Below are 22,951 nucleotides of genomic sequence, written 5' to 3' on the forward strand. Positions count from 1 at the left end.
CGCCTCGGCGGCGGGGGCGGCCTCGGCGGCCGGAGCCTCGGCCGGCGCGCTGACCGGCGCCTCGGCGCGCTTGCGGGTGCGGCGGGCCCGGACGGGCTTCTCCGCGACCGGCTCGGCCTCGACGGGCGCGGCCTCGACCGCGGGCGCCTCGGCGGCCGGAGCCTCGGCCGGGATCACCGTCTCGGCGGCCTCGGCGGCCGCCCCCTGCGGGGTGCCCGCCGGGCGGGACACCGCACGGCGACGGCGGCGCGGCGGCGCGGCGGACGCGCCTTCGCCACCGGTCGCGGTGGTTTCGTTCTGTTCCGCTGCCGCAGACTGCTGCGGATCGGTGTTATCGAGCATGCGGGTGGATCTCCCGTCAGGCCCCCGGGCTCCGTATCCGGGCACGGCAGGGCACCGGTGGCCGGCCGGCATCACGCGGATGCCCGGGCCGGGCCTTCTTCCCGGTGCCGCCGTGCGGACGCGAGGCCGCACAGGGGCTCGTAGTCTCGCTCGGCGCCCCGCGCTCGGCGGGGTGTCGAAAGTCTTCTGGTCTGACCAGTCTTCTGAGGTTTTCCCAAGCTGCGCCGTCCCCCAACCCCGGGTGGCTCCCGGACGGGGTCCTCGGGCCCACCGACCATCCGGGTCGGCGGGCCGCAAGAGGCCGGCCTGTGCTTCGACGACGCTCGCTCCCCTGGGGAGCCGCGGGGGCCTGGAGGACCAGCGGGTCCAGTGGGTACTGGACCCGGCCTCCGCCCGCTAGGCGGACGCGGTTGCGCGCGGCTCGCCGGCCGCCACAGGGCCGGCCGGGGCCGCGGCGCGGTCGAGCGCCAGCGGGTCGGTCACCGTGCCGGTCCCCTCGTCGAGCGGCCCCTGCGCCAGCCTGGTCACCTCTGCGGGGACCGGCGGCGCCAGGTCGGCCGTCGCACGGAGACCGGACAATACGTCGTCGGGTCGTACGGCGGGTGTGGCGTGTCGTACTACCAGGCGCAGTATCGCACAGGGACGGCCGGTCCGAACATCGCGGCCCCCTTCGCCTTCCGTGTCCGCACCGCCGTCGACCTGGGACGGGAGGAGTTCCAGCGCCGCCACCGCGCCGCGCGCGTCGAAGACCCGCACGCCGTTCTTGGTGAGGCGTTCGACCTCGACCCGCTCCTCGGCCAGGAAGGCGGCGACCGCGCGGGCCGCCTCCTCCCGGGTGACACCGTCCAGCCGGACCTGCCACTCGGAGGCCTCCAGGCGCTCCACGAAGTTCGGCGTCCGGACCTCGACCGCGTCGATGACGTCCAGGCCGTTCGGCAGCGACTCGTCGAGCTGCGCGCGCAGCTCCTCCGGGTCACGGACCGCGGCGAGACCGATCTCCAGGTACTCCGCCTCGCTCGCCACCCCGGTCGGGGCGGCGTTGGCGTACGACACCTTCGGGTGCGGTGTGAAGCCGGCCGAGTAGGCCATCGGCACGGCCGAGCGGCGCAGGGCGCGCTCGAAGGCGCGCTGGAAGTCGCGGTGGCTGGTGAAGCGGAGCCGGCCGCGCTTGGTGTAGCGGAGACGGATCCGCTGCACCGTCGGCGCGGGCGGCGGACCGTCGGGCGTACGGCGTGCCAGGGTCGCTCAGTCCTTAGTCAGTTGTCCCCGTCCGTGGTGGCGTCTTTGCGCCACGCCCCGGACTCTGTCACCTCAAAGGGTACGCGCCCCGCCGGCCCCCTCGCTCCGCCCCTGGTCAGCGGGACGCACCGACCCCCGGCCGGGGTGTCCCGGCCGGGGGTCGGCGGTGGTGCGCTACTTGACGACCGTCAGCGGCAGGAGCTTCTTGCCGGTGGGGCCGATCTGGATCTCGGTCTGCATCTGCGGGCAGACGCCGCAGTCGAAGCACGGGGTCCAGCGGCAGTCGTCGACCTCGACCTCTTCGAGGGCGTCCTGCCAGTCCTCCCAGAGCCAGTCCTTGTCGAGGCCGCTGTCCAGGTGGTCCCAGGGCAGCACCTCCTCGTAGGTGCGCTCGCGGGTGGTGTACCAGTCGACGTCGACGCCGGTGCCGGCCAGGCCCTTCTCGGCCGAGGCCATCCAGCGGTCGTAGGAGAAGTGCTCGCGCCAGCCGTCGAAGCGGCCGCCGTCGTCGTACACCGCGCGGATGACCGCGCCGACCCGGCGGTCACCGCGGGAGAGCAGGCCCTCGACGATGCCGGGCTTGCCGTCGTGGTAGCGGTAGCCGATGTTCTTGCCGTACTTGCGGTCGCCGCGGATGGAGTCGCGCAGCTTGGCCAGGCGCTCGTCGGTGGCCTCGGCGGACAGCTGCGGGGCCCACTGGAACGGGGTGTGCGGCTTGGGCACGAACCCGCCGATGGAGACGGTGCAGCGGATGTCGTTCTGGCCGGTGACCTCGCGGCCCTTCTGGATGACGTTCTTCGCCATCTCGCCGATCTGGAGCACGTCCTCGTCGGTCTCGGTGGGCAGGCCGCACATGAAGTACAGCTTCACCTGGCGCCAGCCGTTGCCGTAGGCGGTGGCGACGGTGCGGATCAGGTCCTCCTCCGACACCATCTTGTTGATCACCTTGCGCATGCGCTCGCTGCCGCCCTCGGGGGCGAAGGTGAGGCCCGAGCGGCGGCCGTTGCGGCTCAGCTCGTTGGCGAGGTCGATGTTGAAGGCGTCGACGCGGGTGGACGGCAGCGACAGGCCGATCTTGTCGTCGGTGTAGCGGTCGGCCAGGCCCTTGGCGATGTCGCCGATCTCGGTGTGGTCGGCGCTGGACAGCGACAGCAGGCCGACCTCCTCGAAGCCGGTGGCCTTCAGCCCGCGCTCGACCATCTCGCCGATGCCGGTGATGCTTCGCTCCCGCACGGGGCGCGTGATCATGCCGGCCTGGCAGAAGCGGCAGCCGCGGGTGCAGCCGCGGAAGATCTCGACGGACATCCGCTCGTGCACGGTCTCGGCGAGCGGGACGAGCGGCTGCTTCGGGTAGGGCCACTCGTCGAGGTCCATGACGGTGTGCTTGGAGACCCGCCACGGCACGCCCGGGGCGTTCGGCACGACGCGGCCGATCCGGCCGTCGGCCAGGTACTCCACGTCGTAGAACTTCGGCACGTACACCCCGCCGGTGCGGGCCAGGCGCAGCAGCAGCTCGTCGCGGCCGCCCGGGCGGCCCTCGGCCTTCCAGCCGCGGATGAGCTCGGTGATGTCCAGCACGGCCTGCTCGCCGTCGCCGACCACCGCGCAGTCGATGAAGTCCGCGATCGGCTCGGGGTTGAACGCGGCGTGGCCGCCGGCCAGCACGATCGGGTCCTCGTCGGTGCGGTCCTTCGCCTCCAGCGGGATGCCCGCGAGGTCGAGCGCGGCCAGCATGTTGGTGTAGCCGAGCTCGGTGGAGAAGGAGAGGCCGAACACGTCGAAGGCCTTCACCGGGCGGTGCGCGTCCACGGTGAACTGCGGGACGCCGTGCTCGCGCATCAGCGCCTCGAGGTCCGGCCAGACGCTGTAGGTGCGCTCGGCCAGCACGCCCTCGCGCTCGTTGAGCACCTCGTAGAGGATCATGACGCCCTGGTTGGGCAGGCCCACCTCGTAGGCGTCCGGGTACATCAGCGCCCAGCGGACGTCGCAGGCGTCCCAGTCCTTGACGGTCGAGTTCAGCTCGCCGCCGACGTACTGGATCGGCTTCTGGACGTGCGGGAGGAGGGCCTCCAGGCGTGGGAAGACCGATTCGACAGTCATGTACTAGGAACCCTTACGACGTTGAGAGGTGTCGCGCGCAGCGGACCCCGGTCGGGGTGGTGGGCGACGTCCGGAGGGGGTGACCCTCAAGGGTAGCCGAATCCCGGGGGCGCCCGGCGGGGCGGCGGGGGCGGTGCGGGCGCCCGGCGCGCGCCGCTCACCGGCTGCTCACCGGCTGTTGACAGTCCCGGACGGCCCGTGCGGTACTGGCAGGGCTCCGCCGGGAGGCCCTGCACGCCATCGGGACAAGGAAGTTGCCCATGCACGTCGGCACCGACTCCGGCCGCCCGGCATGACCGACACCGGCCGGCGGGTGCCCCGCCGCACGCCCCCGGAGAGCCGCCCGGCCCGCTACCCGACGCTGGCCCGCGCCGAGGCCGCCGCGAGCCGGCTGGCGCGGCTCCACCCGGACCGCTGCCGGCTGCGCGAGGCGGGCCGTTCCCGGGGTGGCCGCCCGCTGCTGCTGCTCTCCGTGGACGCCGGCGAACGCGCCGTGCTGGTGGTCGGCGGCCCGCACCCGAACGAGCCGGTCGGCGTCGCGGCCGCGCTGCGGCTCGCCGGGAAGGTGCTGGACCGGCCGCCCCGGCCGGGCGCCTCCTGGCACGTCCTGCTCTGCCTGGACCCGGACGGCGCGGCGCTCAACGAGGGCTGGCTGGACGGCCCGCTCACCGCGGTCCGGCACTACGAGCACTTCTACCGGCCCGCCTTCGAGGAGCAGCCGGAGCTGCTGCCGGCCGCCGACGCGGGCCGCGCCCCGATGCCGGAGAGCCTGGTGCTGACCGGGCTGATCGACGAGCTGCGCCCGGTCCTGCAGTGCTCGCTGCACGGGGTGGACTTCGGCGGCGCGTTCGTGCAGCTGACCCGGCCGGTGCCGGGGCTGACCGAGCGGTTCGCCCGCTCGGTGGCGCGCGGCGGCATCCCGCTGGACGTCGACTCGTACGACGCGGTGGGCTGGGCCAGCCCGGCTCCGGGGACGTACCTGATGCCGGCGCCGGGTGTGGCCGGGGTGCAGGCGCTGCCGGACCGGCCGGAGCTCTCCACCTGGTCCTACGCCGGGCGGCACGGCGGGGTGACGGCCGTGCTGGAGGTGCCGATGTGGGCGGTCGACGCGGTCGGCGACGGTGGCCGGCACCCGGACGTCGGACCGGCCGTGGCGGCGGCGGCCGCCAGGCTGCGGGAGCGCACCGGGCGGCTGTCCGCGCTGCTGCCGCTGGTCCCGCCGCACGCGCGGCGCGCGGTGGGCGGGTCGTTGCTGCGCACCGCCGAGTTCAACCTGGGGGTCTGCCCGCCGCTGGCGGACGAGTGGCTGGCGGACTGGTGCGGCCGGCCGTTGTCGGTGTCCCGGGTGACCGCGGCCCGGATCGTCGCGGAGCGGATCCCGCTGCGGGTGGCCTCGGTGCTGCTGCGGTTGCTCGCGGACACCGGCGGCCCGGCGGTGGAGGCCGGCCGGGAGCAGGCCCGGGCGATCGTCGCGGCGGGCCTGGACGGCCTGCGGCGGCTGGGCGCCCGCTGGGTGCCGGTGGAGACGCAGGTGGCGCACCAGACCCGGGCGGTGCTGGCCGCCGCCGACTGCCTGCTGCCGTAGCGGCCCGGCCGGCGACGAGGCGGGTAACGAGGCCGGCGGCGAGGCGGGTAACGCCGGCGGGGCCGGCCCGGGGAGTGCCCCGGACCGGCCCCGCCGGTCGTCACGCCCGGGCCCGCTCCGGCCCGGTCGCCCGCGCTCAGGCCGCTATCGGCCGCTGGCTCTGCACCGCCTGCAGCAGCCCGATCGCCACCCAGGTCGCGAACATCGACGACCCGCCGTAGGAGACGAACGGCAGCGGGATGCCGGCCACCGGCATGATGCCCAGGCACATCCCGATGTTCTCGAAGCCCTGGAAGGCGAACCAGGCGACCACTCCGGCCGCCACGATGGTGCCGTACAGGTCGGTCGCGTGCCGGGCGATCCGGCAGCCCCGCCAGAGCACGACGCCGAGCAGCACGATTATCGCCATCGCCCCGAGGAAGCCCAGCTCCTCGCCGGCCACCGTGAAGACGAAGTCGGTCTGCTGCTCCGGCACGAACTGCCCGGTGGTCTGCGTCCCGTGGAACAGCCCCTTGCCGGTCAGCCCGCCCGAGCCGATCGCGATCCGGGCCTGCGCGGTGTTGTAGCCCACGCCGGACGGGTCGAGGGCCGGGTTGGCGAAGGCGGCGAAGCGGTCGATCTGGTACTTGCTCAGCACGCCGAGCTTCCAGATCGCGATGCAGCCGGCCACCCCGGCCAGGATCAGCCCGAACACCCACCGGTTGGCCGCGCCGGAGGCGAGCAGGATGCCCAGCACGATGACCGCCATCACCATCACCGAACCGGCGTCCGGCATCAGCATCACGACCGCCATCGGGACCGTCGCCCAGACCAGCCCGCGGAACACCGCCCGGTGCGAGGGGAACTCCCGCTCCCCCGCGTCCACCTGGTCCGCCAGCACCACGGCCATCGCCAGCACGATCGCCAGCTTGGCGAACTCGGCCGGCTGCACGGAGAAGCCGCCGCCGAGCTGGATCCAGGAGTGCTGGCCGTTGATGGTCGAGCCGAGCGGGCTCAGGGTGGCCACCAGCAGCAGGATCACGCCGACGTACAGGAACGGCACCACCGTGCGGAAGCGGCGGCTCCCTATCCCTATCACCACCGCGCACAGCACCATCCCGATCACCACGTTGGTGAGGTGCCGGAACAGGAAGTACTGCGGATCGCCGTGGGTGAGCGAGTCCCGCCCGCGGGTGGCCGACCAGACCAGCAGCGAGCTGCCGAGCGAGAGGATCACGGCGGCGAGCAGCAGTATCCAGTCGATCCGCCAGAGCGGGGAGTCCTTGGCGAGGGTCTTCTTCGACATCCCGGCGCGCTGCGGCGCGAGCCGCAGCTGCCGGTACGAACCGTAGGAACTCATGCCCGGCTCCTCCCGGTGCCCCGGGTGGGTTCGAGGGCGGCGTCCGCCGCCGTGAGCAGGACCACCGGGCCGGACGGCTGCGCCGGGTCCAGGAAGACCCGCGGCGAGCCGCCGGTCACGCCCGGGTCGCCGGGCTCCTGGGTGTACGCGGCCGGCTTGATGATCGCGGTGCCGTCCGGGTTGAACTTCGGCAGCTCGGTCTGCGGCTTGGGCAGCAGCGCCTTGCTGCCGTCGACGGTGCCCTTGTCGTCCACCACGCCGTACAGCGCCTGGTAGATGCGGCGGACGGCGTCACCCGAACCGCCGGAGCCGGTGCCGCCCTGGCTTATCGTCATCACGACCGCGTAGTCCCTGCTGTACGTGGTGAGCCACGAGGTCGTCTGCTTGCCCTCGACCTCGGCGGTGCCGGTCTTGGCGTGCAGCTCGATCTTGTTCTGCGGCCAGCCGGCCCCGGCGAACTTCCAGGCCGCCGTACCGCTGGTGATGACGCCCGCGGTGGCCTGGTCGATGTAGCTGAGCAGCTTCTGGTCGCCGGGGAACTTCGCGTCCTCGTGCGGGGCGATCTCGCGGACGAGCTCCCCGCTCGGGCTTATCACCGCCTTGGCGATGGTCGGCCGGTAGAAGGTGCCGCCGTTGGAGAGCGCGGAGTAGATGCGGGCCATCTGGATCGGGGTGACGAGCGTGTCGCCCTGCCCGATCGCGAAGTTGACGGCGTCACCGGCGCGCATCTGGTAGCCGTCGACGCAGTTCTCCCGGGCGATCTGGTCGGAGAAGCTGTTGCCGCCCTTCTCCGCCTGCTTGCACCAGGCGTCCTTGTTGTTGTCGAAGAAGGACTGCTTCCACTGCCGGTCCGGCACCCGGCCGGTGACCTCGCTGGGCAGGTCGATGCCGGTCTTGGCGCCGAGGCCGAACTGGTGGGCGGTCTTGAAGAACCAGTCGCCCGGCTCCTTCTTCGGCTTGATGCCGCCGTCCTTCATCCACTGGTCGTACGCCAGGCCGTAGAAGACGGTGTCGCAGGAGATCTCCAGCGCCTTCTCCAGCGAGATGTCACCGAAGCTCTCGCTCTCGAAGTTCTTGAACTCGCGGCCGCCGATGGTCATGCTCTTCGGGCACGGGTAGCGCCCGTCCAGCGAGTAGCCGGCCTGCACGGCGGCGGTGGTGGAGATGACCTTGAAGGTCGAGCCGGGGGCGGACTGACCCTGTATGGCCCGGTTCAGCAGCGGGAAGTTGGACTCCTTGCTGGTCAGCGCCTGGTAGTCCTTGCCGGAGATGCCGCCCTGCCACAGGTTGGGGTCGTAGGTCGGGGCGCTGGCCATCGCGACGATCCGCCCGGTGTGCACGTCCATCACGACGGCGGCGCCGGAGTCGGCCTCGTAGTTGCGGTTGGTCACCTTGTCGAAGGTCTTGCGGGCGTCGTTCATCGCCTGCGCCAGGTTGTCCTCGACGACCTTCTGCACCCGGGCGTCGATGCTGGTCACCAGGTTGTTGCCGGTCTGCGGCGCGACCGCGCCGGCGGTGCCGATCACCCGGCCGAGGTTGTCCACCTCCAGCTTGGTGATGCCGGCGGTGCCGCGCAGGTCGCGGTCGTACACCGACTCCAGCCCCGCCCGGCCGATCTGGTCGGCCGGGAGGTAGCGGTCCAGGCCGGTCTTGTCGGCGGTCTTGGAGACCTCCTCGTCGGTCACGGGCGAGAGGTAGCCGAGCACCTGGGCCAGGTTGGCGCCCTCGACGCCGGTGTAGTGGCGCACGGCGGTGGGCTGCGCGGTCACCCCGGGGAAGTCCTCGCGGCGCTCCATCATCTGCATCGCCTGCTGGGTGGTCGCCTCCTTGGTGACCGGGATCGGCTGGTAGGGCGAGCCGTTCCAGCAGGGCTGCGGGGTCTTGGCGTCGCAGAGCCGGACCTTCTCCTGGACGTCCTTGGCCGGCATGCCGAGCACCTCGGCGAGCCGGCCGAGCACCGCCTTGCCGCCGTCCTTCTGCTGCAGCAGCGAGGTGCGGCTGACCGAGACGACCAGCTTGGTCTCGTTGCCGGCCAGGATCCGGCCGGACGCGTCGAGGATCTCGCCGCGCACGGCGGGTTCGACGACCTCGCGGATGTGGTTGCCGGTCGCCTTGGCGGTGTACTCCTTGGCGTTGCGGATCTGCAGGTACCAGAGCCGCCCGCCGAGGGTGGCGAGCAGCGACAGCACCAGGATCTGCAGCACCACCAGACGGATCGTCACCCGCCGGGTGCGGCCGGTCTCGGGGATGTTGCTCACGTCTCGTGCGCTCCAGAGTGCGGGTTTCCGGGAATCACGGGCATCAACGGGCCTGGGCCGGGGCGGCTAGGGCCGCTTGGAGAGGCCGAACGGGCGCCGCTTCTTGTAGGTCGGCCCGGACGACACCTCGCGGGTGGTGCGGTAGCGGGCGAGCGTGCCCAGGCCGGGGCCGCCCTCGTCGTCCCCGGCGGCGGCCGCCACCGGGTCCTTGCCGAAGCGGCGCCCGATCAGCATCACGGCGGGCACCACGAACGGCGCCAGCAGCAGGTCGTACAGCAGGGCGGTGAGCACCAGGCTGTCGAGGCCGACGTGGCGGGCGGCGGTGTCGCCGACCAGGGCGCCGACCATCGCGTACAGCAGGGTGGAGGCGACCGCCGCGACGGCCACCACGAGCAGCGCGCTGGAGACCGAACGCTGCCGGCCGTGGTCCGGGCGGAGCAGCCCGGCGGCGTAGCCCATCAGGCAGAGCACGAGGGCGTAGCGGCCGATGGCGTGGTCGGAGGGCGGTGCGAGGTCGGCCAGCAGGCCGGCCGCGAAGCCGACCAGGCAGCCGCCGGTCGGCCCGTAGACCATGGCCAGGCCGACCACCACGAGCAGCAGTATGTCCGGGGTGGCGCCCGGGAGTTGGAGCCGCCCGAAGACGCTGACCTGGAGGATCAGGCCGAGCAGGATGAGGACGGCGGTGACGGGGACGCGGGCGAGGCGCATGGCTCAGTTCCCCCCGGAGGGCTTGGCGGGCGGTGCGGCGGCGGCCGGTGCCGCGGGGGCGGCGGGCGCCGCGGGGGCCTGGCCCTGGGCGGCGGGCGCGGGCGGCAGGACGGCGTCGCGCGGGTCGGTGCGCGGCGGCACGACCACCACGCCGACGAGGTCGAGCCGGGTGAACTGGACGAAGGGTTCGACCAGGATGGTCTTGGTGAGCTGGCCGGGGTTGGCCTCGACCTGGACGACCTTGCCGACCGGGACGCCGGGCACGAACGGGCGGCCGCTCTGCGAGCCGAAGGTGACCAGCCGGTCGCCCTCCTTGACCTGGGCCTTGCCGTTGAGCAGGGAGACCTTCATGGCGCTGGTGCCGCCGCCGGCGGCGAAGCCGATCTCGCCGCTGCCCTCCAGCCGGGCGCCGGCGGTGAAGCCGGGGTCGGAGGCGAGCAGCACGGTGGCGGTGGTGGGGGCGACGGTGGTGATCCGGCCGACCAGGCCCTGGCCGTTGATGACCGTCATGTCGCGGGTGAGGCCGTCGTCGCCGCCGGCGTCGATGGTGATGGTCCAGGAGAAGCCCTGGGCCGGGCCGATCGCGATGACCTGGGCGGCCTTCACGGTGTAGCCGCCGGCGCCGGCGGTGCGCAGCAGGTCGTCGAGCTGCTTGGTGCGGGCGCCGGCGGCGTCGGTGGAGGCGAGCTTCTGGCGCAGCTCGGTGTTCTCGCGGGCGAGCTGGTCGGTGCGGCCGCTGTGGGTGGCGGCGTCGCGGAAGGCGCGGACGGTGTCGGCGACGGGGTCGACCACGGTGGCGGCGCCGCGCTCGACCGGGCCGAGGACGCCGGCCGCGGCCCGCCGGGCGCCGCCGAGCGGGGAGCTCTCACCGCCCTTGATGTCCACGGTGATCAGCGCGAAGGCGACGGCCACCAGCAGGATGAGCAGCAGCCGGCTCTCTCGTGTGTCCCTCACGGTGCTGGTACTGCCCCTTCGTACCTGGCCGCCCACCCGGGCTGTGGGGCCCGGGCGGGGGCCGTTTCAGTTTGACTGTCCGGTCTGTCGGTTGTGCTAACGGCGCGGCTGGGCGTCGAGTACCTGCTGGAGTGCCTCGAACTCCTCGACGCACTTGCCGGAGCCGAGCGCGACGGAGTCGAGCGGGTTCTCGGCGATGTGGATCGGCATGCCGGTCTCCCGGCGCAGCCGCTCGTCGAGGCCGCGGAGCAGGGCGCCGCCGCCGGTGAGCACGATGCCGCGGTCCATGACGTCGCCGGCCAGCTCGGGCGGGCACTGGTCGAGGGTGGTCTTGACCGCGTCGATGATGGAGTTGACCGGCTCGTCGATGGCCTCGCGGACCTCGGCGGCGGAGATGACGACGGTCTTGGGCAGGCCGCTGACGAGGTCGCGGCCGCGGATCTCGGCGTGCTCGTCCTTCTCGCCCTCGAGGGCGAAGGCCGAGCCGATGCTCATCTTGATCTGCTCGGCGCTGCGCTCGCCCAGGAGCAGCGAGTACTCCTTCTTGATGTGCTGGACGATGGCGTTGTCCAGCTCGTCGCCGGCGACCCGGATGGACTGGGCGGTGACGATGCCGCCGAGCGAGATGACGGCGACCTCGGTGGTGCCGCCGCCGATGTCGACGACCATGTTGCCGGTGGCCTCGTGGACGGGCAGGCCGGCGCCGATGGCGGCGGCCATCGGTTCCTCGATGATGTGGACCTGGCGCGCGCCGGCCTGCGAGGAGGCCTCGATGACGGCGCGGCGCTCGACGCCGGTGATGCCGGAGGGCACGCAGACCACGACGCGGGGGCGGGCCAGGTAGCGGCGGCGGTGGATCTTGAGGATGAAGTAGCGGAGCATCCGCTCGGTGATCTCGAAGTCGGCGATCACGCCGTCCTTGAGCGGGCGGATGGCGACGATGTTGCCGGGGGTGCGGCCGATCATCTTCTTGGCCTCGGCGCCGACCGCCAGGATGCCGCCGGTGTTGGTGTTGACCGCGACCACGGACGGCTCGTTGAGGACGATCCCCTTGCCCCTGACGTACACCAGCGTGTTGGCGGTTCCGAGGTCGATCGCCAGGTCGCGGCCGATGAACGACAGGTTGGTTGCCATGGGGTGTCGGTGCCTTCCCGGGCTCGGAGTCATTGCGGGGGTGGACGAAATGCGTGCGCCCACGGCTTGGGCAAAGGCCAGCTGACCAGCCGTACCGGGCCCTTGAGTCGCGTCCATCGTAGTCACGCCTGCCAGGACGGACGTCGAGGTGGGGCATACCGTCCATTGTCCGGAGCGTGATCGCTTCTCCGGGCATTGGGACGCCGTGTCGGCACCCCCAGTTCCCTATTTCACGATAAGAATGCCCCGGCCGGGCCAATGGTCCCGACCGGGGCACCCGAAGGTCCCGGAGCCCGGTGGATCAGGCGTGCGCGGGGAAGAAGATCTTGATCTCGCGCTCGGCGGACTCCGGGGAGTCGGAGGCGTGGATCAGGTTCTCGCGGGTGATGGTCGCGTAGTCGCCGCGGATGGTGCCGGCGCCGGCCTCCAGCGGGTTGGTGGCCCCGGCCAGCATGCGGATGCCGCGGATGACCTCCTCGCCCTCGACGATCAGCGCGATCGACGGGCCGGAGGTCATGAACTCCAGCAGCGGCTCGTAGAACGGGCGGCCGACGTGCTCCGCGTAGTGCTGCTCCAGCGTCGCCCGGTCGAAGGTGCGCAGCTCGACGGCGGTGAGCCGCCAGCCGGCCTTGCGCTCGATGCGGCTGATGATCTCGCCGGCCAGGCCGCGCTTGACGGCGTCGGGCTTGAGCAGGACGAGAGTGCGCTGGGACACGGTGCGTCTCCTGGGGATCGGTTCGGCACGCACTCCTCCTCGGCGTACGGAGTGCGACTACCGCAGAGGTTACCTTGCGTGAGCAGGGCCCTCTGCGGCCGGTCCGGGCCTGGTCCGGGCCGCTGGGGCGGCGGCCCGGAGCGGGCCCGGTCTAGGCCGGGGCGGCGGCCTCGGCGGCGCGGGCCGCCTTGAACTCGTCGATCTTGCGGCCGTAGTGCACCGAGCACCACCAGAGGCCGGCGAAGACCACGCCGAGGCCGAACATCGTCGGCAGGATGAAGCCGCTGGCGATCAGGCCGATCTGCAGCGCCCAGCCGATCGGCACCGCACCGGGCCGGGTGATCATGCCGCAGAGCGCGACGCACAGGGCCATCGCGATGCCGCTGACGGTCCAGATCGTGGCGGTCGGGACGTCCGAGAGCTGCATCGCGACCAGCGCCGCGAACATGATCAACAACGCCTCGCCGATCAGCGTCGAGGAGCAGAGCGTCCTCATCGTCACTTCCTCCCGAGGAGCAGGCGGGCCTCGCCCACCGTGATGACCGAGCCGGTGACCAGCACCCCGGCGCCGCCGAGGTCGCCCTCCTCCTCGGCGAGGGTGACGGCGGCGGCGATGGCGTCGTCGAGCCGGGGCTCGACCTGGACGCGGTCCTCGCCGAAGATCTCGACGGCCAGGGCGGCCAGCGCGTCGACGTCCATCGCGCGGTGGGTGGAGTTCTGGGTGATGACGACCTCGGCCAGGATCGGCTCGAAGGCCTCCAGCAGGCCCGCCACGTCCTTGTCGCCGCTGGTGCCGATCACGCCGACGAGCCGGGTGAAGCCGAAGGACTCGCCGAGCGCGGCGACGGTGGCCTGGGCGCCGTTGGGGTTGTGGGCGGCGTCCAGGACGATGGTGGGGCTGCGGCGGACGACCTCCAGCCGGCCCGGCGAGGCGACGCCGGCGAAGGCCTGGCGGACCTTGTCGGCGTCCAGCTGTCCGCCGCGCGCGCCGCCGACGCCGAAGAAGGCCTCGACCGCGGCCAGCGCCACGGCGGCGTTCTGGGCCTGGTGGGCGCCGTGCAGCGGGATGAAGACGTCCTCGTAGTCCTCGCCGCCGAGTCCGCGCAGCGTCACCAGCTGACCGCCGATGGCGATCTCACGGCGCATCACACCGAACTCCATGCCCTCGCGGGCCACGGTGGCGTCGACCTCGACGGCGCGCTTGAGGATGCTCTGGGCGGCGTCCAGCTGCTGCTGGGCGACCACGGCGACCGCGCCGGGCTTGATGATCCCGGACTTCTCGACCGCGATCTCGCCGGTGGTCTCGCCGAGCTTGTCGGTGTGGTCGAGCGAGATCGGGGTGATCACGGAGACGGCGGCGTCGATGACGTTGGTGGCGTCCCAGGATCCGCCCATGCCGACCTCGATCACGCCGACGTCGACCGGGGCGTCGGCGAAGGCGGCGTACGCCATGCCGGTCAGCACCTCGAAGAAGGACATCGCGACCGGCTGCTGGGCGTCGACCATCTGCACGTACGGCTCGATGTCGCGGTAGACCTCGACGAACCGCTCGGGGCCGATCGGGGCGCCGTCCAGGCTGATCCGCTCGGTGACGCTCTCCACGTGCGGGCTGGTGTAGCGGCCGGTGCGCAGCTCGAAGGTGTTGAGCAGCTGCTCGATCATCCGGGCGGTGGAGGTCTTGCCGTTGGTGCCGGTGATGTGGATGGAGGGGAAGGACCGCTGGGGCTGGCCCAGGATGTCCATCAGCGCCTCGATCCGGTCGAGCGAGGGCTCCAGCTTGTTCTCCGGCCAGCGCTTGGCGAGCTCCAGCTCGACCTCGCGCAGGGGGTCTCCCTGGGCGCCGTCGGCGGGGCGGAGGGTGTACGGGTTCGGATCGGCCTTGTCGCTCACGACCACAGTCTACGGAGCACCGCCGGGCGGTCCCCACAGGGTGAGAACCGCGCCTTTGTCCGGGGCTTGTTCGTTTTCCGCGTTCACTATCCCCCGGGCGCCCGGAATCGGCCCCATCCCGGCCGGCCGCCGCCCGGCCGCCCCCTTGACAGTCGGATTGGTCTACTCCACCTTGTGAGGCAAGTCTCCCTCCCCGACAGGGACTTGAGTTGTCGGTAGCTCCCGCACGCACACCATCGACACCCGGACGCCCCTCCCCCACGAGGGCCGCCGGCCTCCCCCACAGGAGCTGGAGTCATGCCACCTGCCCGACACGCGCGCCCGCGCGCCGTCCACAGCCTGCTCGCCGGGGCGAGCGCGATCACGATCGGCCTGAGCGGACTGGTCCTCGCCGACGGCACCGGCGCCCACGCCGCCGACGTCGACCTGATCACCAACGGCGGCTTCGAGTACGGCAACCACCTCACCGGCTGGACCTGCTCCGCCGCCGTGCCCGAGACCACCGCCGTCCACTCCGGCGCGTTCGCGCTGCGCTCCACCCCGGGCGCCGGGGACACCGGCGAGTGCGTCCAGACCGTCACCGTGAAGCCCTCCTCGACGTACACGCTGAGCGGCTGGGTCCTGGGCCCGTACGTCTACCTCGGCGCCCGCGGCACCGGCGGGACCGACCCCAGCACCTGGACCACCTCGACCGGGTACACGAAGCTGAGCACCACCTTCACCACCGGGGCGAACACCACCGGCGTCACCGTCTACCTGCACGGCTGGTACGGGCAGCCGGCCTTCCTGGCCGACGACGTCTCGCTGATCGGCCCGGGCGATCCGAAGCCCTCGCCGACCGCCACCACCCCCACCCCGACCGGCACCGGAAGCCCCACCTCGACCGGTACCGGAAGCCCGCCCCCGACCGGCACCGGCACGCCGACGCCCACGGACACCCCGACCGACCGGCCGGGCCTGCCCAAGCACCTGCTCACCGGCTACTGGCAGAACTTCGACAACGGCGCCACCGTCCAGCGGATCAGCGACGTGCCGGCCGCGTACGACGTCATCGCGGTCTCCTTCGCGGACGCCACCACCACGCCCGGCGGCCTGAGCTTCACGCTGGACCCGACCCTCTCCTCCCGGCTCGGCGGCTACACCGAGGCCCAGTTCAAGGCCGACATCGCGGCGAAGAAGGCGGCCGGGAAGAAGGTGATCCTCTCGGTCGGCGGCCAGAACGGCACCGTCGCGGTGAACAGCTCCGCCTCCGCGACCACCTTCGCCGACACCGCCTGGGCGCTGATGCGGAGCTACGGATTCGACGGGGTCGACATCGACCTGGAGAACGGCGTCAACGCCACCTACCTGGGCCAGGCCCTGCACAGCCTGGCGGCAAGGGCGGGCAAGGGCTTCGTGCTCACCACGGCGCCGCAGACCATCGACATGCAGTCGACCGGGACGGAGTACTTCAAGCTGGCGCTGAACGTGAAGGACGTCCTCACGATCGTCAACACGCAGTACTACAACTCCGGCACGATGCTCGGCTGCGACGGTCAGGTCCACGCCCAGGGCACCGTCGACTTCCTCACCGCGCTGGCCTGCATCCAGCTCAAGGGCGGACTGCGGCCCGACCAGGTCGGGCTCGGGGTCCCCGCCTCCACCAGCGCGGCGGGCGGCGGGTACGTCGGCCCGGGCGTGGTGAACAACGCGCTGGACTGCCTGGCCGCCGGCACCAACTGCGGCAGCTTCAAGCCCGACACCAGGTGGCCCGGCATCGGCGGGGCGATGACCTGGTCGACCAACTGGGACGCCAGGGCGGGCGGCGGGATCGCGGGCACCGTAGGTTCACACCTGCACGCCATGCCGTAGAACCGGTCGCCCGCCCGGCGCGGGCGGTGCGCTCAGCCTCCGGCCCGGGCCTCGGGGATGTCGGGGCACGGGCCGGAGTGCCGGCGGCGCAGCTCGGCGGTGATCTCGGCCACCTCGCCCTCCGGCAGGAACGGCAGCATCATGGCGACGCCCTGCAGCAGGCCGCCGAGCAGGAAGGTGGTGTCGGCGGTGGCCGCCACCAGCCCGCGGACCTCGGCGACCCGGCCGCCGGCCACCGCCTCGATCAGCCGGGCCGCGTCCGCGGTCTCCTCGTCCACCTCCACCGCGCCGGTGTCGGCCGGGGCCCGGCGGGCCATCGCGCGCAGCACCCGGTCGCCGACCTCGGGCGCGTACGCCTTGCGGACCGCCTCGGCGGCGATCCAGGTGAGCAGGGTGGTGACCTCGCGGTGCGCGTGCTCCGCCATGATCCGGTCCAACTCGTCGTCGAACGCGAGCTGGTTGCCGTGCCGGAACGCGAGCAACAGCGTCGCCGCCCTGCCCTTGGCCTCCTCGACCGCCTCAGCAGGCAGTTCGTCGGCCAACTCCTCGGTCGCAACCACGCCGTGCCCTCCCGTTCGGTGCCGTCGGATCAGCGGAACTGCTGCACACCGTACACATCCGACCTGCCGACTTCCGCGAACCCGCGCGGGCAAGACCGGAATGAATTCGGGCGGAATACGGCCTCACCCGGTCCAGGATGAATATTCGCCGGAAGGGAGCAACGGCATTGGGCTATTAGGAGCAGGAAAGGGATGCCCCGGAAATGCCGAGGGGCCGCACCCCGCGTCGGCGGGATGCGGCCCCTCGGAGGGTTACCGGCCGTCAGGCCTGCGGCAGCGCCGCGAGCTGGGCGGTGATCCGGTCGATGTCGGCCTCGGCGGCCTCCTGGCGGGCGCGGATCTTGGCGACCACGTCGTCCGGCGCCTTGGCGAGGAACGCCTCGTTGCCGAGCTTCGCGGTGGTCTGGGCCTTCTCCTTCTCGGCGGCCGCGAGGTCCTTGGCCAGGCGCTTGCGCTCGGCCGCGACGTCGATGGTGCCGGAGAGGTCCAGGGCCACGGTGGCACCGGCGACCGGGAGCGAGGCGGTGGCCGCGAAGCCCTCCTCGGGCGCGGTCAGGCGCGTCAGCGAGCGGATCGCGTCCTCGTGCGGCACGAGCGCGGTGCCGGCCAGGTCGAGCCGGGCCGGGACCTTCTGGCCCGGCTTCAGCCCCTGGTCGGTACGGAACCGGCGCACCTCGGTGACCACCCGCTGGAGCGTGGCGATCTCCGCCTCGGCCTCGGCGTCGCGGTATCCGCTGTCCTGCGGCCAGTCGGCGATGACGACCGACTCGGAACCGGTGAGCGTGGTCCACAGCGTCTCGGTGACGAACGGCACGATCGGGTGGAGCAGCCGCAGGGTGACGTCGAGGACCTCGCCGAGCACCCGGCGCGCGGCGTCGGCCTGCGCGCCGCCCTTGGCCAGCGTGGTCTTGGAGAGCTCCACGTACCAGTCGAAGACCTCGTCCCAGGCGAAGTGGTAGAGCGCCTCGGAGAGCTTCGAGAACTGGTAGTCCTCGTAGAAGGCGTCCACCTCGGCGACCGTGCTGTTGAGGCGCGACAGGATCCAGCGGTCGGACGCGGTCAGCTCCTCCGGCGCGGGCAGCGGGCCCTCGACGGTGGCGCCGTTCATCAGCGCGAAGCGGGTGGCGTTCCAGATCTTGTTGGCGAAGTTGCGGGCCGCCTGGACCCAGTCCTCGCCGATCGGCACGTCGACGCCCGGGTTGGCGCCACGGGCCAGCGTGAAGCGCAGCGCGTCGGAGCCGTACTTGTCCATCCAGTCCAGCGGGTTCACCACGTTGCCGAAGGACTTCGACATCTTCTTGCCGTTCTGGTCACGGACCATGCCGTGCAGCGCGATGGTGTGGAACGGCGGGGTGCCGTCCATCGCGTAGAGGCCGAACATCATCATCCGGGCGACCCAGAAGAAGAGGATGTCGTAGCCGGTGACCAGGACGGAGTTCGGGTAGAACTTCGCCAGGCTCTCGGTCTGCTCGGGCCAGCCGAGGGTGGAGAAGGGCCACAGGCCCGAGGAGAACCAGGTGTCCAGGACGTCGGTGTCCTGGTGCCAGCCCTCGCCGGCCGGCGGCTGCTCGTCCGGTCCGACGCAGACGACCTCGCCGTTCGGGCCGTACCAGACCGGGATCCGGTGGCCCCACCACAGCTGGCGCGAGATGCACCAGTCGTGCAGGTTGTCGACCCAGTCGAAGTAGCGCTTCTCCATCTCCTGCGGGTGGATCTTGACCTTGCCGTCGCGGACCGCGTCACCGGCGGCCTTGGCGAGCGGGCCGACCTTGACCCACCACTGCATGGACAGCCGCGGCTCGATCGTGGTCTTGCAGCGCGAGCAGTGGCCGACCGAGTGGACGTACGGGCGCTTCTCGGCGACGATCCGGCCGTCGGCGCGCAGCGCGGCGACGATCGCCGAGCGGGCCTCCAGTCGGTCCAGGCCCAGGAACGGGCCGTGCGCGGTGATGACCGCGTGCTCGTCCATGACGGCGATGGCCGGCAGGTTGTGGCGCTGGCCGATCTCGAAGTCGTTCGGGTCGTGCGCGGGCGTCACCTTGACGGCGCCGGTGCCGAACTCGGGGTCGACGTGCGCGTCGGCGACGACCGGGATGCGGCGGCCGGTGAGCGGGAGCTCGATCTCGGTGCCGACCAGGTGCTTGTACCGCTCGTCGTCCGGGTGGACCGCGACGGCGGTGTCGCCGAGCATCGTCTCGGCCCGCGTGGTGGCGACGACGATCGAGGCGTCGCCCTCGCCGTAGCGGATGGAGACCAGCTCGCCGTCGTCGTCCTGGTACTCCACCTCGATGTCCGAGATCGCGGTGAGGCAGCGCGGGCACCAGTTGATGATGCGCTCGGCGCGGTAGATCAGCTCGTCGTCGTAGAGCTTCTTGAAGATGGTCTGGACGGCCTGGGACAGGCCCTCGTCCATGGTGAAGCGCTCGCGGGACCAGTCCACGCCGTCGCCGAGGCGGCGCATCTGGCCGGAGATCTGGCCGCCGGACTCGGCCTTCCACTGCCAGACCCGCTCGACGAAGGCCTCCCGGCCCAGGTCGTGGCGGGACTTGCCCTCCTTGGCCAGCTCGCGCTCGACCACGTTCTGGGTGGCGATGCCGGCGTGGTCCATGCCGGGCTGCCAGAGGGCCTCGTAGCCCTGCATCCGCTTGCGGCGGACGAGCGCGTCGATCAGCGTGTGCTCGAAGGCGTGGCCCAGGTGGAGGCTGCCCGTGACGTTCGGCGGCGGGATGACGATGGTGTACGGCGGCTTCTCGCTCTTCGCGTCGGCCGTGAAGTAACCGCGCTCTACCCAGCGCTCGTACAGCTCGCCCTCTACATCCGCCGGAGCGTAGGTCGTCGGGAGGGTGGCTGCGTCGTCCCCGGCGTGAGAGCTCGCGGGGCGCTGGTTCGTGGTGTCGGTCACGACGCACAGTTTACGTAACCGCGGACGTGGGTTACGAACCGCTTTCGGTCCGCGGACTCCGCGCGCCCGCTCCGGACGGCCGTCGGCCGGGTACGGTACCGTGCCCGCACACTCGTCCGGTCCTTCGTACGGACACGGACGACTCCAGACCACGACAGACAGGCCGCGGGTGCGGCGGGGGAGCACAGACGCAGATGTACGGCCAGGGTCAGCAGTATCCGCAGGGTCAGCCGCAGCAGCCCTACGGGGCACCGTACGGGCCGCCGCAGCCGCAGCAGCCCTACGGCGCGCCGCAGCCGCAGTACGGCTACCCGCAGCAGGGCGCCCCGGCGCCGCAGTACGGGGCCCAGCCGGCCTACGGGGTGCCGCAGCAGGCGCCGTACGGCCAGCCGGGTTACCCGGTGGCGCCGCCGCCGAAGAAGGGCAAGGGCGGCCTGGTGGTCGGACTGGTGATCGCCGCGCTGGTGCTCGGTGGCGGCGGCTTCGGCGTCTACAAGCTGATCGGCGGTTCCGGCGGCGGCGACTACAAGATCAGCGCGCCGCAGACGCTGCCGGACGGCTACACCCAGAAGTCGGTGAAGGAGCAGGCCGCCGACCCGGCCAAGGCCGAGCAGTCCGAGAAGATCGGCACCGACCTGCACGTCCTGCTGGCCAGCTACGCCAAGGGCTCCGACGCCACCGACGGCACCATCAGCGTCCTCGGCGTGTACGGGAAGATCAAGGACCCGGGCGCGATCATCGAGGACTCCAAGAAGGACACCAACGGCGGTGCCACCTGGACCACCCCGATGACGGACTTCCCGGCCCAGTACAGCCACGACTCCTCGGCCAAGCTCTCCTGCGGCACCTACGGCATCTCGATCGGCGGCAGCGCGCCCAAGAGCTCCACCACCGTCTGCGTCTGGGCCGACAGGTCCACCACCGCGCGGGTGTCCTTCATCAAGGTGGGCGGCACCGCCCTCACCCCCGCCCAGGCCGCCGAGAAGACCCGGGCGATCCGCGACGCCATGGTCGTCGCCAAGTAGCCAGACGCAGGCGTCACGCTCCTCGCTGTCCGGGCCCCGGGCAGCGCGTGCCCTCCGTCCGTCCCCAGAAAGGGCCACCGTGTCCGAGCAGAACCCCTACGGCGCCCCGCCGCCCGCCGGCCAGCCCTACGGCGGCGCGCCCGTCCCGTCCCAGCCCGGCTACGGGGCCACGCCCCCGCCGCCGGCCGGCACGCCGGGCCTCGGCGCGGTGCCGCCGCAGGCCGGCCCGGCCGGGTACGGCGCGTACGCCCCGGTGCCGCCGCCCAAGAAGTCCCGCAAGACGCTGTGGATCCTGCTCGGCGTCTTCGTCGGCGTGCTGGCGCTGATCGGCGGCGCCGTCGCGTACTTCGTGCTCGACGTGACGTCCAACGCGGGCACCCAGAAGATCGTCCTGCCGGCGAAGTTCCAGGCCCTCTCGAAGGACGACGACAACGAGATCGCCCGGAAGATGGAGGAGGAGATCACCTCCGAGTTCGGCAAGGGCGACGGGGCCTGGAACCCGACCGGCGTCAGCGCGGTGTACCTGGACTCCTCCGAGGACCCGCAGCTCATCGTGGTCGGCGGCTACGGCAAGGTGCTGCTGCCCAAGCAGGAGCTGGACGCCATGTTCAAGGGCTTCTCCTCCGGCGGCCCGACGGTCAGCAACCGGCACCCGGTGGACGCCGGCCCCAAGGGCGGCACCATGGAGTGCGCCAAGGCCACCCAGGAAGGCACCGACCTGGGCATCTGCGCCTGGGCCGACAACAGCAGCCTGATCCTGCTGATGCGGGCGCCCGAGGACGGCAAGGCGCCGGACCTGGAGAAGCTCGCCGCCGAGGCCCGTGACCTGCGCGCGGTCGCCGAGGTCCCGAAGTAGGAGGTCCCCCGGTGGGGCGCGGCCCCGCACGGAACGCCGAAGGGCCCCTGGTGACGCACCAGGGGCCCTTCGCACGTCCGGGGGTCAGGCGCTCTTCTCGCGCCGCTCCCGCTTGATCATGTCGCGCGGGACGAGGGTCGGGATGGCGTGCTTGGAGACGACGTCCCCGGTGACCACCACGCGGGCGACGTCCTGGCGCGAGGGGACCTCGTACATCACGGACATCAGCACCTCCTCCATGATGGCCCGCAGGCCGCGCGCGCCGGTGCCGCGCAGGATCGCCTGGTCGGCGATGGCCTCCAGCGCGTCCCGGGAGAACTCCAGCTCCACGCCGTCCAGTTCGAAGAGCTTCCGGTACTGCTTGACCAGCGCGTTCTTCGGCTCGGTGAGGATCTGCAGCAGCGCCTCGCGGTCCAGGTTGTGCACGCTGGTGATCACCGGGAGACGGCCGATGAACTCCGGGATCATGCCGAACTTGACCAGGTCCTCCGGCATCACCTGGCGGAAGTGGTCACTGGCGTCCAGCTCCCGCTTGGAGCGGATGTTGGCGCCGAAGCCGATGCCCTTGGCACCCGCCCGGCCCTCGATGATCCGCTCCAGGCCCGCGAACGCGCCGCCCACGATGAACAGCACGTTGGTGGTGTCGATCTGGATGAACTCCTGGTGCGGGTGCTTGCGCCCGCCCTGCGGCGGCACCGAGGCGGTGGTGCCCTCCAGGATCTTCAGCAGCGCCTGCTGCACGCCCTCGCCCGAGACGTCGCGGGTGATCGACGGGTTCTCGCTCTTGCGCGCGACCTTGTCGATCTCGTCGATGTAGATGATCCCGGTCTCGGCCTTCTTGACGTCGTAGTCGGCCGCCTGGATCAGCTTGAGCAGGATGTTCTCGACGTCCTCGCCGACGTACCCCGCCTCGGTCAGCGCGGTGGCGTCCGCGATGGCGAACGGCACGTTCAGCATCCGGGCCAGGGTCTGCGCCAGCAGCGTCTTGCCGGAGCCGGTGGGGCCGAGCAGCAGGATGTTGGACTTCGCCAGCTCGATGGCGTCCTCACGGCCGTTGCCGCCGCTGCGGCCGGCCTCGCCCGCCTGCACGCGCTTGTAGTGGTTGTAGACGGCCACCGACAGCGCCTTCTTGGCGAGGTCCTGGCCGACCACGTACTGGTCCAGGAACTCGTAGATCTCGCGCGGCTTCGGCAGCTCCTCGAAGCGCACCTCGGAGGTCTCGGCGAGCTCCTCCTCGATGATCTCGTTGCACAGGTCGATGCACTCGTCGCAGATGTACACGCCTGGGCCGGCGATCAGCTTCTTCACCTGCTTCTGCGACTTGCCGCAGAACGAGCACTTGAGCAGGTCGCCACCGTCTCCGATGCGTGCCACGAGGTGCTTCCCCTTCGCCAGGGGCCCCGCGGGGGTTCCGGGGCCTGGTGCTGTGGACCGTCAACGCCGACGGCGATCGGTCTCGCTATCCGACGGTACTCTGCCGCGCCCCTGATTCC

At 72.0% G+C, this 22,951-nt stretch carries 17 protein-coding genes and 1 pseudogene; 4 read left to right on the plus strand and 14 right to left on the minus strand.

Features of this window, described 5'->3' with window-relative positions:
* From ACFVHB_RS24810 to ACFVHB_RS24820, 3 genes and pseudogenes are all read right to left on the minus strand, one after another.
* Positions 1-342 (minus strand): annotated as a pseudogene (locus ACFVHB_RS24810) (hypothetical protein); the annotation flags it as partial.
* 396 nt (positions 343-738) lie between these two features.
* Positions 739-1,539: a TIGR03936 family radical SAM-associated protein gene (locus tag ACFVHB_RS24815; protein WP_380326298.1), complete on the minus strand. Its 801-nt coding sequence runs from the start codon at positions 1,537-1,539 to the stop codon at positions 739-741.
* 216 nt (positions 1,540-1,755) lie between these two features.
* Positions 1,756-3,681 (minus strand): TIGR03960 family B12-binding radical SAM protein, encoded by a 1,926-nt coding sequence (locus tag ACFVHB_RS24820; RefSeq protein ID WP_380326301.1) that lies wholly within the window; start codon positions 3,679-3,681, stop codon positions 1,756-1,758.
* 292 nt (positions 3,682-3,973) lie between these two features.
* On the opposite strand from ACFVHB_RS24820, the gene ACFVHB_RS24825 reads away from it, so the two are divergent.
* Entirely contained in the window at positions 3,974-5,266 is a 1,293-nt protein-coding gene (locus ACFVHB_RS24825) for a M14 family zinc carboxypeptidase (protein WP_380326304.1), read from the plus strand.
* A gap of 136 nt (positions 5,267-5,402) precedes the next feature.
* Here ACFVHB_RS24825 and rodA read toward each other — a convergent pair whose 3' ends face one another.
* The 8 genes from rodA to ACFVHB_RS24865 form a co-directional block, all read right to left on the minus strand.
* A complete protein-coding gene (rodA, locus tag ACFVHB_RS24830; protein ID WP_380326307.1) occupies positions 5,403-6,605 on the minus strand; it encodes a rod shape-determining protein RodA in 1,203 nt (400 codons plus the stop codon).
* Positions 6,602-8,863 carry a penicillin-binding protein 2 gene (gene mrdA, locus ACFVHB_RS24835; protein ID WP_380326310.1) on the minus strand — a complete coding sequence of 754 codons (2,262 nt, stop codon included), beginning with the start codon at positions 8,861-8,863 and terminating at the stop codon, positions 6,602-6,604. Before mrdA ends, rodA begins: the two co-directional genes overlap by 4 nt.
* A 66-nt stretch (positions 8,864-8,929) precedes the next feature.
* Positions 8,930-9,571 carry a rod shape-determining protein MreD gene (gene mreD, locus ACFVHB_RS24840; RefSeq protein ID WP_380326313.1) on the minus strand — a complete coding sequence of 214 codons (642 nt, stop codon included), beginning with the start codon at positions 9,569-9,571 and terminating at the stop codon, positions 8,930-8,932.
* 3 nt (positions 9,572-9,574) lie between these two features.
* Complete coding sequence (mreC, locus tag ACFVHB_RS24845; RefSeq protein WP_380326316.1) at positions 9,575-10,525, minus strand: rod shape-determining protein MreC; 951 nt, start codon at positions 10,523-10,525, stop codon at positions 9,575-9,577.
* A gap of 96 nt (positions 10,526-10,621) precedes the next feature.
* Complete coding sequence (locus tag ACFVHB_RS24850) at positions 10,622-11,647, minus strand: rod shape-determining protein (RefSeq protein WP_305067939.1); 1,026 nt, start codon at positions 11,645-11,647, stop codon at positions 10,622-10,624.
* Positions 11,648-11,960: 313 nt separating this feature from the next.
* Complete coding sequence (ndk, locus tag ACFVHB_RS24855) at positions 11,961-12,374, minus strand: nucleoside-diphosphate kinase (RefSeq protein ID WP_380326319.1); 414 nt, start codon at positions 12,372-12,374, stop codon at positions 11,961-11,963.
* Between the two features lie 151 nt (positions 12,375-12,525).
* Entirely contained in the window at positions 12,526-12,870 is a 345-nt protein-coding gene (locus tag ACFVHB_RS24860; RefSeq protein WP_380326321.1) for a DUF4233 domain-containing protein, read from the minus strand.
* Between the two features lie 2 nt (positions 12,871-12,872).
* Positions 12,873-14,264 (minus strand): bifunctional folylpolyglutamate synthase/dihydrofolate synthase, encoded by a 1,392-nt coding sequence (locus ACFVHB_RS24865; RefSeq protein WP_380326324.1) that lies wholly within the window; start codon positions 14,262-14,264, stop codon positions 12,873-12,875.
* A 297-nt stretch (positions 14,265-14,561) separates the two neighbouring features.
* On the opposite strand from ACFVHB_RS24865, the gene ACFVHB_RS24870 reads away from it, so the two are divergent.
* On the plus strand, positions 14,562-16,115 hold the full coding sequence (locus ACFVHB_RS24870; RefSeq protein WP_380326327.1) for a chitinase: 1,554 nt from the start codon (positions 14,562-14,564) through the stop codon (positions 16,113-16,115).
* A gap of 32 nt (positions 16,116-16,147) precedes the next feature.
* Here ACFVHB_RS24870 and ACFVHB_RS24875 read toward each other — a convergent pair whose 3' ends face one another.
* Entirely contained in the window at positions 16,148-16,675 is a 528-nt protein-coding gene (locus ACFVHB_RS24875) for a hypothetical protein (RefSeq protein WP_380326330.1), read from the minus strand.
* A gap of 262 nt (positions 16,676-16,937) precedes the next feature.
* The gene (locus ACFVHB_RS24880) at positions 16,938-19,577 is read right to left on the minus strand and encodes a valine--tRNA ligase (protein ID WP_380326333.1); all 2,640 of its coding nucleotides are present in this window, start codon (positions 19,575-19,577) and stop codon (positions 16,938-16,940) included.
* A 194-nt stretch (positions 19,578-19,771) separates the two neighbouring features.
* Between ACFVHB_RS24880 and ACFVHB_RS24885 the strand changes: the two genes are divergently transcribed.
* Together ACFVHB_RS24885 and ACFVHB_RS24890 are read left to right on the plus strand one after the other, a co-directional pair.
* Entirely contained in the window at positions 19,772-20,602 is an 831-nt protein-coding gene (locus tag ACFVHB_RS24885; protein WP_380326336.1) for a hypothetical protein, read from the plus strand.
* A gap of 79 nt (positions 20,603-20,681) precedes the next feature.
* Positions 20,682-21,458, plus strand: coding sequence for a hypothetical protein (locus ACFVHB_RS24890; protein WP_380326339.1), 777 nt, complete (start codon positions 20,682-20,684; stop codon positions 21,456-21,458).
* Positions 21,459-21,542: 84 nt separating this feature from the next.
* On the opposite strand, the gene clpX is transcribed toward ACFVHB_RS24890, so the two are convergent.
* Positions 21,543-22,832, minus strand: coding sequence for an ATP-dependent Clp protease ATP-binding subunit ClpX (gene clpX, locus ACFVHB_RS24895; RefSeq protein WP_030309676.1), 1,290 nt, complete (start codon positions 22,830-22,832; stop codon positions 21,543-21,545).
* Between the last annotated feature and the right edge of the window lie 119 nt (positions 22,833-22,951).

Source organism: Kitasatospora sp. NPDC127111 (genome assembly GCF_042677465.1).
Classification (GTDB): domain Bacteria; phylum Actinomycetota; class Actinomycetes; order Streptomycetales; family Streptomycetaceae; genus Kitasatospora.

What these genes read in the sequence shown, in the direction of transcription:
- ACFVHB_RS24820 (WP_380326301.1), bottom strand. Translation starts at nt 3,681, where the DNA reads ATGACTGTCGAATCGGTCTTCCCACGCCTGGAGGCCCTCCTCCCGCAC.
- ACFVHB_RS24825 (WP_380326304.1), top strand. Translation starts at nt 3,974, where the DNA reads ATGACCGACACCGGCCGGCGGGTGCCCCGCCGCACGCCCCCGGAGAGC.
- rodA (WP_380326307.1), bottom strand. Translation starts at nt 6,605, where the DNA reads ATGAGTTCCTACGGTTCGTACCGGCAGCTGCGGCTCGCGCCGCAGCGC.
- mreD (WP_380326313.1), bottom strand. Translation starts at nt 9,571, where the DNA reads ATGCGCCTCGCCCGCGTCCCCGTCACCGCCGTCCTCATCCTGCTCGGC.
- ACFVHB_RS24860 (WP_380326321.1), bottom strand. Translation starts at nt 12,870, where the DNA reads ATGAGGACGCTCTGCTCCTCGACGCTGATCGGCGAGGCGTTGTTGATC.
- ACFVHB_RS24870 (WP_380326327.1), top strand. Translation starts at nt 14,562, where the DNA reads ATGCCACCTGCCCGACACGCGCGCCCGCGCGCCGTCCACAGCCTGCTC.
- ACFVHB_RS24885 (WP_380326336.1), top strand. Translation starts at nt 19,772, where the DNA reads ATGTACGGCCAGGGTCAGCAGTATCCGCAGGGTCAGCCGCAGCAGCCC.